The 15,854-nt window shown below is 66.6% G+C and carries 18 protein-coding genes and 1 pseudogene; 3 read left to right on the forward strand and 16 right to left on the reverse strand.

What is annotated here, in order from left to right:
* The 3 genes and pseudogenes from DFP85_RS02810 to DFP85_RS02820 all read left to right on the forward strand — a co-directional run.
* The coding region (locus DFP85_RS02810) for a TauD/TfdA family dioxygenase (protein WP_208108435.1) at positions 1 to 295 on the forward strand (295 nt) is incomplete at its 5' end.
* 127 nt (positions 296 to 422) lie between these two features.
* A pseudogene (locus DFP85_RS02815) lies at positions 423 to 729 on the forward strand (transposase); the annotation flags it as partial.
* An 8-nt stretch (positions 730 to 737) separates the two neighbouring features.
* On the forward strand, positions 738 to 1,028 hold the full coding sequence (locus DFP85_RS02820) for an ATP:cob(I)alamin adenosyltransferase (protein WP_243737186.1): 291 nt from the start codon (positions 738 to 740) through the stop codon (positions 1,026 to 1,028).
* 296 nt (positions 1,029 to 1,324) lie between these two features.
* Here DFP85_RS02820 and phnP read toward each other — a convergent pair whose 3' ends face one another.
* The 16 genes from phnP to DFP85_RS02900 form a co-directional block, all read right to left on the reverse strand.
* Positions 1,325 to 2,104: a phosphonate metabolism protein PhnP gene (phnP, locus tag DFP85_RS02825; protein ID WP_133634782.1), complete on the reverse strand. Its 780-nt coding sequence runs from the start codon at positions 2,102 to 2,104 to the stop codon at positions 1,325 to 1,327.
* Entirely contained in the window at positions 2,101 to 2,643 is a 543-nt protein-coding gene (gene phnN, locus DFP85_RS02830) for a ribose 1,5-bisphosphokinase (RefSeq protein ID WP_133634784.1), read from the reverse strand. The genes phnP and phnN overlap by 4 nt, the downstream gene beginning before the upstream one ends.
* Positions 2,643 to 3,791, reverse strand: coding sequence for an alpha-D-ribose 1-methylphosphonate 5-triphosphate diphosphatase (locus tag DFP85_RS02835; protein ID WP_133634786.1), 1,149 nt, complete (start codon positions 3,789 to 3,791; stop codon positions 2,643 to 2,645). Before DFP85_RS02835 ends, phnN begins: the two co-directional genes overlap by 1 nt.
* A complete protein-coding gene (locus DFP85_RS02840; RefSeq protein ID WP_208108436.1) occupies positions 3,791 to 4,504 on the reverse strand; it encodes a DapH/DapD/GlmU-related protein in 714 nt (237 codons plus the stop codon). The genes DFP85_RS02835 and DFP85_RS02840 overlap by 1 nt, the downstream gene beginning before the upstream one ends.
* The gene (phnL, locus tag DFP85_RS02845) at positions 4,504 to 5,247 is read right to left on the reverse strand and encodes a phosphonate C-P lyase system protein PhnL (protein ID WP_133634788.1); all 744 of its coding nucleotides are present in this window, start codon (positions 5,245 to 5,247) and stop codon (positions 4,504 to 4,506) included. Before phnL ends, DFP85_RS02840 begins: the two co-directional genes overlap by 1 nt.
* 11 nt (positions 5,248 to 5,258) lie before the next feature.
* On the reverse strand, positions 5,259 to 6,077 hold the full coding sequence (gene phnK / locus DFP85_RS02850) for a phosphonate C-P lyase system protein PhnK (protein ID WP_106229871.1): 819 nt from the start codon (positions 6,075 to 6,077) through the stop codon (positions 5,259 to 5,261).
* Positions 6,074 to 6,928, reverse strand: a complete 855-nt coding sequence (locus DFP85_RS02855; RefSeq protein ID WP_133634790.1) for an alpha-D-ribose 1-methylphosphonate 5-phosphate C-P-lyase PhnJ — start codon at positions 6,926 to 6,928, stop codon at positions 6,074 to 6,076. The genes phnK and DFP85_RS02855 overlap by 4 nt, the downstream gene beginning before the upstream one ends.
* Complete coding sequence (locus tag DFP85_RS02860) at positions 6,925 to 8,079, reverse strand: carbon-phosphorus lyase complex subunit (protein ID WP_133634792.1); 1,155 nt, start codon at positions 8,077 to 8,079, stop codon at positions 6,925 to 6,927. Before DFP85_RS02860 ends, DFP85_RS02855 begins: the two co-directional genes overlap by 4 nt.
* Positions 8,064 to 8,699 carry a phosphonate C-P lyase system protein PhnH gene (phnH, locus tag DFP85_RS02865; RefSeq protein WP_133634794.1) on the reverse strand — a complete coding sequence of 212 codons (636 nt, stop codon included), beginning with the start codon at positions 8,697 to 8,699 and terminating at the stop codon, positions 8,064 to 8,066. The genes DFP85_RS02860 and phnH overlap by 16 nt, the downstream gene beginning before the upstream one ends.
* 2 nt (positions 8,700 to 8,701) lie before the next feature.
* Positions 8,702 to 9,160, reverse strand: coding sequence for a phosphonate C-P lyase system protein PhnG (phnG, locus tag DFP85_RS02870; protein WP_133634796.1), 459 nt, complete (start codon positions 9,158 to 9,160; stop codon positions 8,702 to 8,704).
* Positions 9,157 to 9,900 (reverse strand): phosphonate metabolism transcriptional regulator PhnF, encoded by a 744-nt coding sequence (phnF, locus tag DFP85_RS02875; protein WP_166644585.1) that lies wholly within the window; start codon positions 9,898 to 9,900, stop codon positions 9,157 to 9,159. The genes phnG and phnF overlap by 4 nt, the downstream gene beginning before the upstream one ends.
* 23 nt (positions 9,901 to 9,923) lie before the next feature.
* On the reverse strand, positions 9,924 to 10,715 hold the full coding sequence (gene phnE, locus DFP85_RS02880) for a phosphonate ABC transporter, permease protein PhnE (RefSeq protein WP_133634800.1): 792 nt from the start codon (positions 10,713 to 10,715) through the stop codon (positions 9,924 to 9,926).
* Between the two features lie 57 nt (positions 10,716 to 10,772).
* Complete coding sequence (phnD, locus tag DFP85_RS02885; RefSeq protein WP_133634802.1) at positions 10,773 to 11,798, reverse strand: phosphonate ABC transporter substrate-binding protein; 1,026 nt, start codon at positions 11,796 to 11,798, stop codon at positions 10,773 to 10,775.
* A gap of 88 nt (positions 11,799 to 11,886) precedes the next feature.
* Positions 11,887 to 12,714, reverse strand: coding sequence for a phosphonate ABC transporter ATP-binding protein (gene phnC, locus DFP85_RS02890; protein ID WP_133634804.1), 828 nt, complete (start codon positions 12,712 to 12,714; stop codon positions 11,887 to 11,889).
* A 475-nt stretch (positions 12,715 to 13,189) separates the two neighbouring features.
* Entirely contained in the window at positions 13,190 to 14,260 is a 1,071-nt protein-coding gene (locus tag DFP85_RS02895) for an AbrB family transcriptional regulator (protein WP_133634806.1), read from the reverse strand.
* Between the two features lie 81 nt (positions 14,261 to 14,341).
* The gene (locus DFP85_RS02900; RefSeq protein ID WP_133634808.1) at positions 14,342 to 15,850 is read right to left on the reverse strand and encodes a tripartite tricarboxylate transporter permease; all 1,509 of its coding nucleotides are present in this window, start codon (positions 15,848 to 15,850) and stop codon (positions 14,342 to 14,344) included.
* Positions 15,851 to 15,854: the final 4 nt, after the last annotated feature.

The following is a 15,854-nucleotide window of genomic DNA, read 5'->3' on the forward strand; positions in this document are numbered from 1 at the left end:
CGACTTCCTGCGAGGGCCCCTGCAGGCGCCGTTCGAGGAGGTGGAGCCCGCCTATGAGGCGCTGATGACGCTGCAGCGCATGCTGCATGAGCCCGAGTTCGCCATCCGCTTCACCTATCGACCCGGCGACCTGGTGATCTTCGATAACCGCCGCCTGCTGCATGCCCGCGATGCCTTCGAGGGCGCCAGCGGCCACCGCTGGCTGCAGGGCTGCTATATGGAACGCGACGAGATACGCTCGCGCTACCGCATGGTGCTGCGCGCACGGCGCCAGCGGCTTACTGGTGAGGCATGAGGGTTTTCAAGTGTTGGTCTGAACCTGATTTCCAGTTAGCTGTAGGGTTCCGTGTGACTGACCACCCGCTTGATAGATGAACCGTACCGGGATTCTGGGAGGCTCCAAACATTGAGAGGATGGAGCCATGAACACTTCCAAGCGATATGCCCCTGAGGTCCGTCAGCGGGCCGCATGGTTTTTGACCACGAGACCGACTATCCCTCCCAATGGGCAGCTATCGGCGCCATTGCCCTCAAGATCGGCTGCACAGAGGAGACCCTGCCTAGCTGGGTCCGTCAGGCCAAACGTGATGCGGGGCGTCAGGAAGGCACGACCACGACTGAACGCGAGCGGATCAAGGCCTTGGAGCGCGAGAACCGCGAGTTGAAGCAGGCCAACGAGATTGTCCGCATGGCCTCCGCGTATTTTGCCCAGGCGTAGCTCGAGCTCCGCGGTAGCGGTGACCTTCCTGGAAAACGAGGTCGATAGGCTCAACGCCCACATGGCAGCGCTGCGCTCCCTCGTGCTGCCGGGCGGCACGCCGCTAGCCGCCCACCTGCACCTGGCACGCACGATCACGCGGCGTGCCGAAAGGCTGATCAGCCAGGTCGTGGAGAGTGCCCCCGAGCACCTGGAGGCGCTTCGCTACATGAACCGCCTGTCCGACCTGCTGTTTGTCGTCGCACGTGCGGCCAACGACAACGGGGCGAGCGATGTGTTGTGGGTGCCCGGCGCTAACCAGGTGGACTGAACGCTGCAGTGGTAACGTGATGGGGCTTGCGATAGACGGCGGCAATGCCCGCCCACCTTTCCATCGCGGCTCTCATCACCTGCCTATGCTGTGCATCTTGCTTCACTCAGTGACGTTCTCTCCTCTCGAGCTCTGGTTCTGCGCAGACTGGTGCCGACCAGAGCCCGTGAACGGATGGAAGGCCCGCGCCCTACCATGACAGCCACGGACAGCGGCGATACCGTCTGCCCCTGAGATTGCCAACACCGAGGTGGCCAAAGACCTCGGTCCCAGACCCATAGCGTCCACTCCCGATATCACCCCGTGAGCATCGACGGGCAGAAGAGATTCACTTCCTCACCGTCGTGTGCCGCGCGCACATTGGCCGGCAAGGCGCACGCTCTCTCGTTAAGCTCCTGGTCAAGCTCGTGACCGATATGGGTCAGGTACGCCATCGGCACCGACAGCCGTTCGATGATCTGCACGGCAAGCGCCGGGGTATTGTGGTTTCGGGGCTCAGCTACGCGACTCGAGTAGCCACAGTCCAGCACCACCACGTCCGGCTGCCACTCGCGCAGGAAACGCTCGGTTGCCCCCGGCAGGCCGCAGGTATCGGTCAGGTAGGCCAGCCGCCCTCCCCCATCGTCCAGGCAATACCCCAGCGTCGGCTTGCTGTGGTTGAGCGGCACCGGCGTCACCGTCAGCGACGGAAGTGACAGGGGTCGGAACGGCTTGAGGGGTACCTGGAAGTCGAGCACGCCGGGGTGGCGAAAGAGGTCGGCACACCCTTGCGGATCCTTGGGGCCGTAGACCGGGATCGACTCGCCGCACCCCCAGCGCAGGTGCAGGAGCCCCTGCACATGGTCGGGATGGTAGTGTGTCAGCAGGATGGCACTGGGGCGATGTCGCTCACAGCGTTCGACCAGATCCATCTGCCCGGCATCGAGCAGATAGCGATGTCCGTCGACCTCGACCTCGGCGCTGCAGGGCCCACGCCGGGCGCTGGCGATCACCCGCGCCCGGGCACAGACAGGGCAGTCACAGCCGAAACACGGCACCTGGGCACTGTCGCCGGTGCCGGTGAAGCGAAACTTCACGCCATGACCTCCCCGTCGACCAGCCGTTCCAGGGCCGCCAGGGTAAGATCCAGTGGCCCGCCGTTGTCCAGGCGCGGTAACTCAGGCAGCGCATCACGCAGCTCGCGATGACGCGCCAGGCGGTCCTCGATCTCGGCCTCATCTTCGCGCCCGCGACGTCTCAGCCGGGCGCGGAGCACCTCGTCCGAGGCGGTCATGACCACCGGCGTCAACGCAGCGCCGAAACGCGCTCTGGCCGAGGGCAGCGCTCGACGGCTGCCGTTGACCAGTACCACGCGATCACGAGCCAGCCAGGCGTCAAGCTCGATGCCCAGGCCATAGTGGAGACCATGCGCCTCCCAGCTCAGGGCGAACAGGCCCGCGCGTCGGCGGGCCATGAACTCCTCGGGTGTCAGGAAGACGCTGTTCTCCGAGGCACCACTGTCTCGGGTCACATAGCGGTGGGCGACGAGCCACTCCGGATAGCGCTGGCGCGCGGCGGCCAGCAGCGTGTCCTTGCCCACCCCGCTGGCCCCGACCAGATAGATCAGGCACCCCATCAGTGCACCTGCCGTCCGGCGCACCACACCCGCTGGACCAGCGGATGATTGTCCACCACTCGCACGCGCAGCAGATCGGCCCGCAAGCCGGCGGCCAGGCGCCCGCGGTCCTCCAGGCCCACCGCCTGAGCCGGAGTGCGGGTGGCCGTGGCCACGGCCTGAGGCAGCGAATAGCCTGCTTCCATGTCGGCGATGCGGAACACGGCATCGAGAAGCGCCGCCGGGTAGTAGTCCGAAGACAGCACATCGAGCACGCCCAGCGACACCAACACCGCCGCGGCGATATTGCCCGAGTGAGAGCCGCCGCGGACCACGTTGGGCGCACCCATCATCACCGCCAGCCCGTGACGGTGGGAGGCCTCGGCCGCCTCGCGCGTGGTGGGGAACTCCGCCACCCGGGTGCCGTACTCCAGGCTCTCGGCCACGTGCTCGATGGTGGCGTCATCGTGGCTGGCGAGTGCCAGGCCACGCCGGTGGCACGCCGCGGCGATGGCCTGACGGTTGGGGCTGCTATAGCGTGCGCTGTTGGCCTGCTGCTTCTCGATAAAGGCCTCCAGCGCCTCATCGCTCATGCGGTGCTTGCCCTGGTAGTAGGTCCGGTAGGCGTCCAGGCTCACGAATTGACGCTGCCCCGGGGCATGATCCATCAGCGACACCAGGCCGAGCAGCGGCGAATCGGCCAGCGACTCGAAGCGCTGCAGGGTCGCCGGCTGACAGACTTCGCAGCGCAGGTGGAGGCGATGGTCGATGCGGGCCATGCCGTCGTCCATGATCGCCTGCAGCGAGGCAACCATCTGCTTGAGGGCGCCTTCACGCATGCTCTGCTCATCGATATCGCCGATGGAGAGCGCGTCGAACACCGTGGTGATACCGCTGGCGGCCATCTGGGCGTCGTGAGCCAGCGCCGCGGGACGGCCTGGCCAGGCCACCTTGGGGCGGGGCTGGAAGTACTTCTCCATGTTGTCGGTGTGCAGCTCGACCATGCCCGGCGTCAGGTAGTCGCCGTCGCAGTCCACGGCGGACGGTACGGAGGTTACGCCACCATCCACGGCCGCGATGCGTCCGTCGCGAATCACCAGGGAGCCTCGGCGGACCTCGTCGTCGAGGACCAGCCGGGCGTTGGTCAGTACCTGTTCGTCGAGAGACATCAGCCTCGCTCCTCTGAAATGGCTTCTACCGCATCCAGGAACGCCAGGGCGTCCCCTTGAAAATCCTTGAGATGCGCTTGCAGCAACTCATGTGGCCAGTGCCACCAGCCCACCGCTTCCAGGCGCTCCGGAATGTCGGAATTCTCGAAGCGCGGCCGCAAGACGCGGGCGGGGTTGCCCACCACGATCATGTAAGGCGGCACATCTCGCGTGACCACGCTGCCCGCCCCCACGATCGCCCCGTTGCCGATGTGCACGCCCGGCAAGACTGTCACTCCGTGGCCAATCCAGGCATCGTGCCCCACAACGACACGGTCATTTTCGCGCCACGCGAACACATCTTGATCCACCGCCTGACTATCTGATGTGAACCCGAATTTGCCGGGCCGATAGGTGAAGTGGTGCAGCGTGGGTCGCCACCACGGATGGTTGCTGGGATTGAGCCTCACGCTGGACGCGATGGAGGTGAAACGGCCCACCTTCGTAAACATCAGGTCGCCATCACGCTCGATATAGCTGTAGTCCCCCAGCTCAACATGGTTGAGCACGCAGCGCTCACCCACCTCCGTCCAGCTCCCCAGGCGGGTCGCATTCAGGGAGGCCGTCGGATGCACGCGGGGCTCGGGAGCGAGCGTTGCCATAGTCGGCTGATGATCCGACGCGGGTTGTCTCGCGCCTGGTTGCCGATCTGCCTGCCGTTGGTTGGCGTGCATCAGCGAACCTCCTCGTCAGCCGCTGTCGGTGCGATGGCCGCGCCCATATGCGTCGTCAGGGGCAACAGGCGATCGGCAACGCGATCGCGCACGTCCTCGTCGTGGAAGATGCCCAGCAGGGCCGCGCCGCGCGCCTTGGCTTCCTGGATCAGCTGTACCACCACCTCGCGGTTGGCGGCATCCAGCGAGGCGGTGGGCTCATCCAGCAGCAGCAGGGGATGCTCGGCGATGAAGCCGCGGGCGATATTGACCCGCTGCTGCTCGCCGCCGGAGAAGGTCCCCGGGGGCAGGCTCCACAGCCGCTCGGGCAGGTTGAGGCGGGCCAGCATCGCCTCGGCCCGCGCACGCGCCTCGGCCTCGTCCACGCCACGGGCCAGCAGCGGCTCCATCACCACCTCCACCGCCGGCACCCGCGGCACCACGCGCAGGAACTGGCTGACGTAGCCGATCACGTCGCGACGCAGGGTGTGCCAGGCGTGGGCCGGCAGGGTGTCCAGCGACAGGTCACCGTCCTCGAAGTGCAGGCGCAGCGTACCGCCGGTGACGCGGTAGCTGCCGTGGAGCATCTTGAGCAGCGTGCTCTTGCCGATGCCGCTGGGTCCGGATAGAACCAGGCACTCGCCCGGGGAGAGGGTCAGCGACAGGTCGCGCATCACCTCCAGGGTCATGCCGCCCTGGCCGTGAAGCACGAAGGCCTTGTGCAGGGCGTCGACGCTGAGAAAGGGTTGCGTCAGGGATGTCATGGCGGGCCTCCTCACGGGGTCAGGACCGACGACACCAGCAGCTGCGTGTAGGCGTGCTGGGGATCGTCGAGGATTTGGTCGGTCAGGCCGGTCTCCACTACCTGGCCACGGCGCATCACCATCAGGCGATGGGCCAGCAGGCGGGCCACCGCCAGGTCATGGGTGACCAGGATCACCGAGAGGCCAAGCTCGCGGACCAGGGTGCGCAGCATGTCGAGCAGCCGGGCCTGCACGGAGACATCCAGCCCCCCGGTGGGCTCGTCCATGAACACCAGGTTGGGGCGGGTGACCAGGGTGCGGGCGATCTGCAGGCGCTGCTGCATGCCGCCGGAGAAGGTCTTCGGGGCATCATCGATGCGCCGCGGGTCGAGCTCGACACGCCCCATCCAGTCCTGGCCGGCGGCACGCAGCTGTCCATAGTGGCGCTCGCCCAGGGCCATCAGGCGCTCGCCGATGTTGGCCCCGGCCGAGACGCCCAGGCGCAGGCCGTCGCGGGGGTTCTGGTGCACCAGGCCCCACTCCATGCGCAGCAGCGCGCGACGGCGGGCCTCGCCGATGGCGTAGAGGTCGAGCTCGCCCTCGTGGCCCGCTCCGTCGCGGCCCTGGGCGGCGGCTGAGTGGTAGACCACCTGGCCGGCATCAGGGCGCTCCATGCCGGCGAGCAGACGCAACAGCGTCGACTTGCCGGAGCCGGACTCGCCGACAATGCCCAGCACCTCGCCGCGGTGCAGGCGGATATCGATGGCCTCGCAGCCCTTGCCGGGGCCATAGAGCCGGGAGACGCCGCGCGCTTCGAGCAGCGTGGCGCGATCAAGGTCGGGACGCTTCATGCCACCTCCTCGGTGCGTGACTGGCAGTAGTCGGTATCGGAGCAGACGAACATGCGCCCGCCCCGGTCGTCGGTGATCACCTCGTCGAGGAAGGTGTCGCGCGCCCCGCAGATGGCACAGGGGGCGTCCCACTGCTGGACCTCGAAGGGGTGGTCCTCGAAGTCCAGGCTCTCCACTCGGGTGTAGGGCGGGATGGCGTAGAGACGCTTCTCGCGGCCGGCGCCGAACAGCATCAGCGCCTCATTCATGTGCAGCTTGGGGTTGTCGAACTTGGGGATCGGCGAGGGGTCGGTGACGTAGCGTCCGTCCACCTTGACCGGATAGGCGTAGGTGGTGGCGATATGGCCGTGGCGGGCGATGTCCTCGTAGAGCTTGACGTGCATGACCCCGTACTCCTCCAGGGCGTGCATCAATCGGGTCTCCTCTTCGCTTGGCTCGATGAAGCGGAGCGGCTCGGGGATCGGCACCTGGAAGATCAGCAGCTGCCCCTGGCGCAGCGGTTGCTCGGGGACGCGGTGGCGAGTCTGGATCACGTCCGCCTCACCGGTGGCCGTGGTGGTGGTGACACCGGCCACACGCTCGAAGAAGGCGCGGATGCTGACTGCATTGGTGGTGTCGTCGGCGCCCTGGTCGATCACCTTGAGTACGTCATCCTGACCCAGGACGCTGGCGGTCAGCTGCATGCCACCGGTGCCCCAGCCATAGGGCATCGGCATCTCGCGTCCGCCGAAGGGCACCTGATAGCCGGGAATCGCCACCGCCTTGAGCAGGCCGCGACGGATCATGCGCTTGGTCTGTTCGTCCAGGTAGGCGAAGTTGTAGCCGCTGGCGCTGCATTCGCTCGCCGTCATGCTTGCTGCTCCTTGACCAGATCGCTGTGGGAGGCACGTGGGGTGACGTCATCAGCTTGGGTGCCAACGTCGCTGCCGGCAGCTTCGGTGCGCTTAGCATGCTCGCGACGCAGTCGCCGCAGCAGCTCCAGCTCCGACTGGAAGTCGACGTAGTGCGGCAGCTTGAGGTGAGAGACGAAGCCCGCCGCCTCGACGCTGTCGGCGTGGGCGAGCACGAACTCCGCCTGCTGGGCGGGGCCGGTGGCCGTCTCGCCCAGCTCCTCGGCACGCAGGGCCCGGTCGACCAGCGCCATGGCCATGGTCTTGCGTTCGTTGTGGCCGAAGGCTAGGCCGTAGCCACGGGTAAACTGGGGCGCGGTCTCCCGCGAGCCGCCGAACTGGTTGATCATCTGGCACTCGCTGATCTCGATCTCGCCGATGCACAGCGGCGCATCGCCCTCCTCGACCGCGATCTCCACCTCCAAGGTGCCCAGGCGGATTTCGCCGGCGAAGGGGTGGTTGCGGCCGTAGCCGCGCTGGGTGGAGTAGCCCAGTGCCAGCAGGTAGCCTTCGTCGCCCCGGGCGAGCATCTGCAGGCGGGTGGCGCGGTCCACCGGGAAGTCGGGGGGATCGCGGGTGATGTCGTAGGGCTCGGCGCCATCATCCTCCTCGCGCTCGATCAGCCCCTCGGCGTCGAGCAGTTCCAGCACCTGGGGGCAGTCGGCCAGGGTCTCCTCGGCCGCCGTCGGCGGCGCCACCTCGGCGTTGGCCAGCTGCAGGAAGTCGAGCAGGCGGTGGGTGTAGTCATAGGTCGGGCCCAGCACCTGGCCCCCCGGGATGTCCTTGTAGGTGGCACTGATGCGCCGTTCGATGCGCATCGCGGCGGTGTCCAGCGGCAACGTCTCGGCCAGGCGCGGCAGCGTGGTGCGGTAGGCGCGCAACAGGAAGACCGCCTCGACCATGTCGCCACTGGCCTGCTTGATGGCCAGGGCGGCAAGCTCGGGATCGTAGAGCGAGGCCTCGGCCATCACCCGGGAGACGGCCAGGCGCAGCTGCCCCTCGACCTGGGAAACGGCGAGCTCCTGAGTCTCGCGCGGGCCACGGCGGCGATCGGCCAGCCAGCGGTGGGCATTGGCGATGGCCTGCTCGCCCCCCTTCACGGCGACATACATGTGTCGACCTCCTCGGAAGCAGAACGGGTGATACGGGTGCTGCGGGGCACGGCGGCGAGCCGGGTGCCGCAGGTGAGGATGGCGTCAAGCCCGCGGGGAAAGCGGGCACGATTGGCGGCGAGCCGCGTCATCAGCGCCTCGCCGCCCTGCCCCACGCCCAGGCGCCGCTGGCCGGGAATGCCAGGGCCGCTCAGAGCCCAGGGACCAGCGGTATCCAGGCGGTCGAGCATCACCACCAGAGTGGTGCTGCGGTCGGGGTAAGTGTCACTGCCTTCCTGGAAGGCGGGAGGCTCGGCCTCGCCCTGCCCGGCCAGGGTGGCAGGCGTGACGAGGGCGAAGTCGGCCTCATCGGGGCGCTCGGCCTGACGAGCCCCGGTGTGGAAGGCCAGGGCCTCGTTGATGCCGGCGGCATCGAGCTCGGGGGCCAGCCAGACGCGGGTGTCGAGGTCGCACAGGGTCAGCAGCGTCGCCCAGCAGGCGGTGCCGATGGCGGCTCCGGACGGCGGCAGCGGGGCCCCGCCCACCTCGGCGAAGGTGCCGGGCTCGGCCATCGCCGAGAGCAGCTGGCGATAGACCCGCTGGCTGTCGTGCACGGGGGTGTCGAAGGCGTTCCAGCGCATGGCTACTCTCCCCTGACCATGGTGAAGAAATCGACCCGGGTCGCCGCGGCACGTCGGGCCTGTTCATGGCGTTCGGCGTCGAGCGCTTGCTCCAGCGGGGCCACTAGCCCCTCCTCGATGGCGGCCTGCCAGTCACGGCGCTTGGCACAGGCATCCACCAGGGCGATCAGCTCGGCATGGCGAGGGTCGCGCCCCTTCACCCAGCCATGGCCCAGCGGCGATTTGGCATCGGCAGCCGCGCCCTCATCGTCGGTCAGCTGGACGCTGGCCCGGGTCAGGGTCATTTCCCCCAGGTTGAAGGCGTTGCCGGTGCCGCCCATGCGCCCGCGCACCATGGCCATGCCCACCTCGGGCCCGCGCACGCAGCGGTAGTCGGGAGAGATCCCCAGCCGAGCCCACTGCTCGGCCAGGCGTTCACGGGGAGTCAGCGCGAGGATGCGCTGACGTCGTGCAGAGGTCATGAAGACACCTCGTCAGTCGGTGAGTCGGGGAAATCGATGTGGTAGGCGAGCCGATCGGCCCGGGCACGGCTGATCGAGACCTCGACCAGGGTGCCGTCGGCATCCACGTTGTCGCTGGTCAGCTGGAGCAGCGGTGCCTGGTCGGCACAGCACAGCAGGCGCTGATCGTCGCGGTCGGCGATGCTGGCCTCGATGCGCACGCGCTGGCGGTGCAGGCGCAGGCCGTAGTGCTGGCCCAGCAGCGCCCGGGTGGAGCCGCCGCGGTAGCGCTCCAGCCAACCAGGAACACGCTCGGGGTCGAACCAGTGGCGCAGTCGCATCAGCGGCGCATCGTCCACCCAGCGCAGGGTGTCCACGGCGATCAAGGGCGTCTCGGCACCCAGGCCGAAGCGCATGGCCACGCCCTCCGGGGCCAGTGTCAGCGCCTGGTGCAGGCACTCGGTGCGAGAAGCGATGCCCCGCTCGGCCAGGTGATGGGTGACCTTGCTGGCCACACTCACCGCATAGTCCAGGCGGTGGTCGACGACCAGCGTGCCGAGGCCCTGGTGGCGCGTGACCAGACCGGCGCGGACCAGCTCGTCCAGTGCCCGGCGCACGGTGTGCCGGTTGACGCCGAAGCGCCGGGCCAGGCGGGTCTCGCCAGGCAACCACTGCCCGGGCTGGAAGTGCGTGCGCACTTCCTGGGCCAGGGTGTCGGCCAGTGCCTGGTAGCGGGGTTCGCGAAGCGCTTGTCTAGACATGTCGGCTCCTGAAAAAGAGCGCTTCAGATGAAGCGCTTGCGAACCTGTTGCGAGACCATGTCGAGCAGCGTCACGGCGACAATGATCACCAGCAGAATGGTGGCGGTCTCGGTGTACTGGAATCCGCGCATGGTTTCCCATAGCGCGACACCGATGCCGCCACCGCCGACCATTCCCAGCACGGTGGCCGAGCGGATGTTGGACTCGAAGCGGTAGAGGCTCACCGAGATCCACAGCGGCAGGACCTGAGGAATCAGCCCGAAGGCGATCTCCTCGATCCGCCCTGCCCCGGTGACCCGCACGCCCTCCATGGGACCGGCGTCGCTGGCCTCCACCGCCTCGGAGAAGAGCTTGGCGAGCACCCCGGTGGTATGGACGAAGAGCGCCAGGGTGCCGGCGAAGGGGCCCAGGCCCACGGCGACCACGAAGATCATGGCGAACACCAGCTCGTTGATGGCCCGACAGGCGTCCATCAGGCGGCGCATGGGCTGGTGGATCCACCAGGGGGCGAGGTTTTCCGATGAGAGCAGGCTACAGGGCACCGCACAGATCACCGCGAGCAGCGTGCCCCAGATGGCGATCTGGATGGTGACCAGCATCTGGTCGATGTAGTGGCCCAGGTTGCCCAGGCTCGGCGGCATGAAGTCGCCGGCGAGCTCGGCCATGTTGTCGGCATTGGCGACCAGCTGCCCCGGCTGCATCTCGGCGCCCTGCCAGGCCCAGCCGAGGACCGCCAGGGTGACGCCCCAGCCGATCAGGGTGCTCCAGCGGCGCCGGGGCGCCTGGGCATCGAGGGTGGCGTGTTGCATGTTCATGGAGACTCCCGGGGAGGGGCCGTCACGGCCCCTCGTGATGACGCTAGGCGGTCAGGGTTACTGGCTGGCCATGGCGGTGGTCGGGGCCTCGTCGGCGCTGGCCTGCAGCTCATCCATGCGCTGGTTGAGGGCGTCGAGCTTCTCATCCAGGTCGGCCAGCTGGGTCTCGCGCTCCTCGGCGGAGAGGCTGTCGTTCTTGGCGACCTGGGCACGCTCCTTGAAGAGTTCGAGCTGGCGGATCGGCAGCAGCTGGTCGTTGTCCGATTCGTCGAATCCCGACCACTGCAGCGGTTCGAGGATGTCGCGCTGGGCGTCGGTCTCGCCGTAGGAGTAGAAGAACTCACTCAGGTCGGCCTTGAGCTCTTCGGGCAGGTTCTTGCGCCATACCAGCGGGTCGGATGAAATCAGCGGCGACTTCCAGATCACCTTGAGCTGCTCGGCCTTGTCCGGGTGGTTGATCTCCAGGCGCTCCATGCTCTCGGTGTTGAAGGTGGCCACGTCGACCTGGCCGTTGGCCACGGTCAGCGCGTTGGTCTCGTGGTTGGAATTGAGGGTGCGTTTGAAGGCGGTGGAGGCATCGACGCCGTTCTTGGCGAAGACGTAGTAGCCCGGCACCAGGTAGCCGGAAGTGGAGTTGGGATCGCCGTTGCCGAACACCAGCTCGTCGGCACGCTCCAGCACCTCCTCGACGTTGTCGAGGTCGCTGTCGCGGTGGGTGATCATCAGGCTCCAGTAGCCCGGGGCCCCGTTGTAGGCCACGGTCTGGGCGAAGATCTCGCCGCCGGCGCGGTCGACGGCCTCCATGGCGGACTTGTTGCCGTACCAGGCCAGGTCGACCTTGTCGAAGCGCATGGCCTGGATGACGGCGGCATAGTCAGTGGCGAAGAAGGGCTTCACCTCACGGCCCAGTTCGCGGGACATGTCGTCCAGGAAGGGCTGCCACTGGTCCGCCTGGTTCTGGCTGGATTCGGTGGAGATGATGCCGAAGTTGAGGGCCTCGGCGGCCAGGGTCAGCTGGCTGGCGAACAGGCTGGCACCGGCGACCAGGGGCAGTGCGAAACGACGAAGCGTGAAGCGGGACATGGAGAGGTCTCCTTGAGGGTGTCGTGTGAACGTTCAGTGGTTGGGATGGGTCGGGTGTTGCATTTCGGGTGTGCTGGTGCGCGGGGTATCACCCCACCGCCCCGACGGCGTTGCCGATGTCATTGGCCGCCGGTCGGGCGTGCAGCTCATCCAGGCCGGCGTTGGCGTAGAGCGCTTCGAGGCGGGCGTCGGTGAGATCGCGGGTGGGGCCATCGAAGTAGAGCCGCCCCTCCTTCAGCGCGATGGTGCGCGGGCAGAAGCGGCGCGCCACTTCCACCTGATGCAGGGTGACCAGCACCGTGCGGCCGTCCTCGGCGTTGATGCGGGCCAGGATCTCCATGACCTCGCGGGAACTGCGGGGGTCCAGCGAGGCAATCGGCTCGTCGGCGAGAATGATGTCGGCGTCCTGCATGAGGACCCGGGCGATGGCCACACGCTGCATCTGGCCGCCGGAGAGGGTGTTGGCGCGCTGGTGGGCCAGGGAGTCGATGCCGACCCGGGCCAGGGCACGCAGCGCCTGCTGGGTTTCCTCGGCCGTGAAGCGGCCCAGCAGGGAACGGCCGCGCGGCATGCTGCCCAGGCGGCCGATCAGCACGTTGGTGAGCACGCTCAGGCGGCCGACGAGGTTGAACTGCTGGAAGATGTAGCCGGTGCGGCAGCGTTCGGTGCGGGTGCGGCGAGACAGGCGGCCGGCGCTCTGGATATCGCGGCCCAGCACCTCGATGCGGCTGTGGCTGTCGCGGTTGGCGCGGGTGAGACCGGCCATATGGCGCATCAGAGTGGACTTGCCGGAACCGGAGGGTCCCACCAGGGCGACCATCTCGCCGGGGGAGACGGAAAAGCCAACCTCGCGAAGGACCGGATGCTGACCGAAGGTCTTGCTGACCCGATCGACCAGGATGCTATGAATCGACATGACGCCTCTCCTCTTGGGAATGGCATCAGTGTCGTGGCATCAGGTTAACGACAGTTGTCTAGACAATGATGATCTCGTGACACGAGAACCGAATTGGCACTAGGGGAGATTGGCTAGGCAGGAAACCTCCCATTAAAAATCAGAGACTAATGATCGCCCGACCCCTTATCGTCATCAGAATGACTGCGAAATGTCATCTACATATGCGGACACACTCAGGCTTGAGTGCCCCCTGACGACCCCGAAAAGCGGTCAAAAAACATCTTGCTAACCTGTTTGCAAAGAATCTAGGGCGACAGTACCCCCGAGCCCCACCACATAGCCGCTGACCAGCACATTTTGGCTACCGCGACGGCGGTTGGCTCACGTGCCGCGGTAGAAGCGTCCATCGCGCAGCTGCCGTCTTGGGGGGGGACACCTAGCGCGAGGCGGTCATTGCCACTCTGAGCCCGCGATCCTCGCGGTCGACGCCGACCTAGATGTCTGAAACCATCCGCCTGAGCAGCAGAGGCAGCAGCAAGACGAGCAGCGAGATGCGCAGTAGGTGATGGGTGGTAACGAAGGCAGGGTCGATGCCCAGGCTGAGCGCCACCAGGCTCAGCTCAGGCGCACCACCTGGCATGTACGCGAGCAGCGCAGCGGCAGCGGAGTAGCCGGTCAGCACATGCCCCACCCATGCAGCGAGAATGGCGAGCACCAGTAGGACCAGGGCCTGAATGACAGCCATCAGCAGCGCATATCCCACCTCGGCGAGCCGTGTGCCGGCGAAGCGTCCGCCAACCGAGATCCCGATGATCACCTGCGCGAGAGCCATGATGACCGGAGGCACCGCGGCATGCGTCAGGCCGGTGAGATGCAGTGCCGCCGAGGCCAGCGCCGGACCAAACAACAGCGGGCTGGGCAGAGACAGGCGCTTGCCGAGCCACATGCCGCCGAGACCGGCCGCTACCAGCCAGGCAGTGTCCGCCGCGGTCGGCATCCACAGCCATTGCGACAAGGTCGGCGTGGCGCTGCCGATATCGACATGGCCAATAAACTGCAGCACAGGCGGAATCGCCACCAATAGCACCAGGATGCGCACCGCGTGGGTAATTCCGATGATCCGCAAATCTGCCCCGGAGGAGAGCGCCATAACGGTTACCGTGGAAACCCCGCCAGGCACGCCGGAGTAGAGCGCCGTCTCCCAGGAGTGCCCCGCTACTCGGCAGGAGAACCACACCGAGAAAGCCATCATCACCGCCGTGGCTATCAGCATGATCACCAGACTGACACTCCACAGCGCTGCTTCTCCGGTCATGTCCGGTGTGAAGGCAGAGCCAAGCATTACCCCGATGACGACCAGCACACCTTTGCGCCCCTTGCGAGGCGGCTTTAGCGGCACACCAGCCAAGGAAGCGGCCGTGGTCGCAATCATGGCGCCCAACAACCACGGGAGTGGCAGCTGAACCCAGTACGCCACCCCACCCCCTATAAGTCCTAGCATGAGGGTGGGCATGAAACGGCCTAGCGGCCCCAGCCCTGCTGACAGCAATGTTTTCACTCGCATCACTCCACAGGAAAGCCCCGGCCGCGATGAACACGGGCTGGGGCTCACATCAGTACCTGGTCCGACACGTGCCGATACCGCTCACCTTTTGGCGGCAGGGGTCAGCTTTGGCAAGAACTTCGGTAACAGCCAGGGCAGCACCAGCAGAGACGCAGCGGCGACCCACAGCCCCAGCGATATACCGGACTGCCACAGGATCCCCACGTCGCCACCGCTGATCGACAGTGCACGGCGAAGATTCTGCTCCATCAACCCGCCCAGTACGTAGCCGAGAATCACCGGTGCCAGCGAGAATCCCAGCTTACGCAGCAGGTAACCGAACACGCCGATGATCAGCATCAGGTAGATGGCGAACAGGTCAGAGTGCAGTTGATAGACACCAACGAACGCCAGGATGGCAATGGCGGGCACCAGCACCCAGCGCGGGATCGTCAGCACGCGAGCGAACACCCCGGCCAGTGGCAGGTTAAGCGCCAGCAGCACCACGTTTCCGATATACAGCGAGGCGATCAGGCCACCGGCAACCTCGGGTCGTTCGGTGAACATCATCGGCCCAGGGGTGATGTTATAGAGCATCAGCGCCCCCAGCAGCACCGCGGTCGTGCCGGAACCGGGAATCCCCAGCGTGAGCATGGGCACGAAGGATCCGGCTGCAGCCGCATTGTTGGCCGCCTCCGGCGCCGCCAGTCCGCGCATGTTACCGGTACCAAAGGAGTTGTCCTTGTCGGACAGGCGCTTCTCGGTAGTGTAGGAAACCGCACCGGCCACAGAGGCGCCGGTTCCCGGCAGGACACCGATAATGAAACCGATCAGTCCCGAGCGACCCATGGTCCACTTGCACGCCAACACCTCCTTGAGGCTGACGAACACACGACCGAGCGGCGGCAGCTTGCCATCGCCATCCGAACGGTGCGCGTGCTCAAGCATCAGCAGGATCTCGCTGATGGCGAACAGGCCAATGATCATCACCACGAAATCGATGCCGTCGTAGAGCTCGGGCATGCCGAAGGTGTAGCGCAGCACGCCGCTGCCGGAATCGACGCCAACGGTGGCAATCAACACCCCGAGCACGGCACCGATCGCCGTCTTGACCGGATCCTTGCCCATCATCACCGACATGGAGGAAAAGGCGAACACCATCAGCGCGAAGAATTCCGCCGGGCCGAACATCACTGCCACCTCTGCCAGCAGCGGAGCAAACAGCGTCAGGCCAATGATGGCAATGGTGGCCCCGACGAAGGAGCTGACCGCCGAGAGGCCCAGCGCGGGGCCGGCCAGCCCTTTCTGCGCCAGCGGATAGCCATCGAGGGTCGTCATCACCGCCCCGGCATCGCCAGGCACGTTGAGCAGGATGCTCGACATGCGCCCCCCATATTCGGCGCCGGTGTAGACGGCGGCCAGCAGGATCAGCGATGACTCGGCAGGCAGGCCAAGCGTATAGGCCAGCGGCATCAGAATGGCGATGCCATTGATCGGGCCAATCCCTGGCAAGGCCCCGAACAGGGTACCCAGCATGGCGCCAAGGAAAGCCAGGCCCAGGTTGAGAGGGGTCAGCGCAACACCGAAGCCCTCGATAAGGAAATCGAACATCTGA

Origin of the sequence: Halomonas ventosae, assembly GCF_004363555.1 — a bacterium.
Taxonomy (GTDB): Bacteria; Pseudomonadota; Gammaproteobacteria; order Pseudomonadales; family Halomonadaceae; genus Halomonas; species Halomonas ventosae.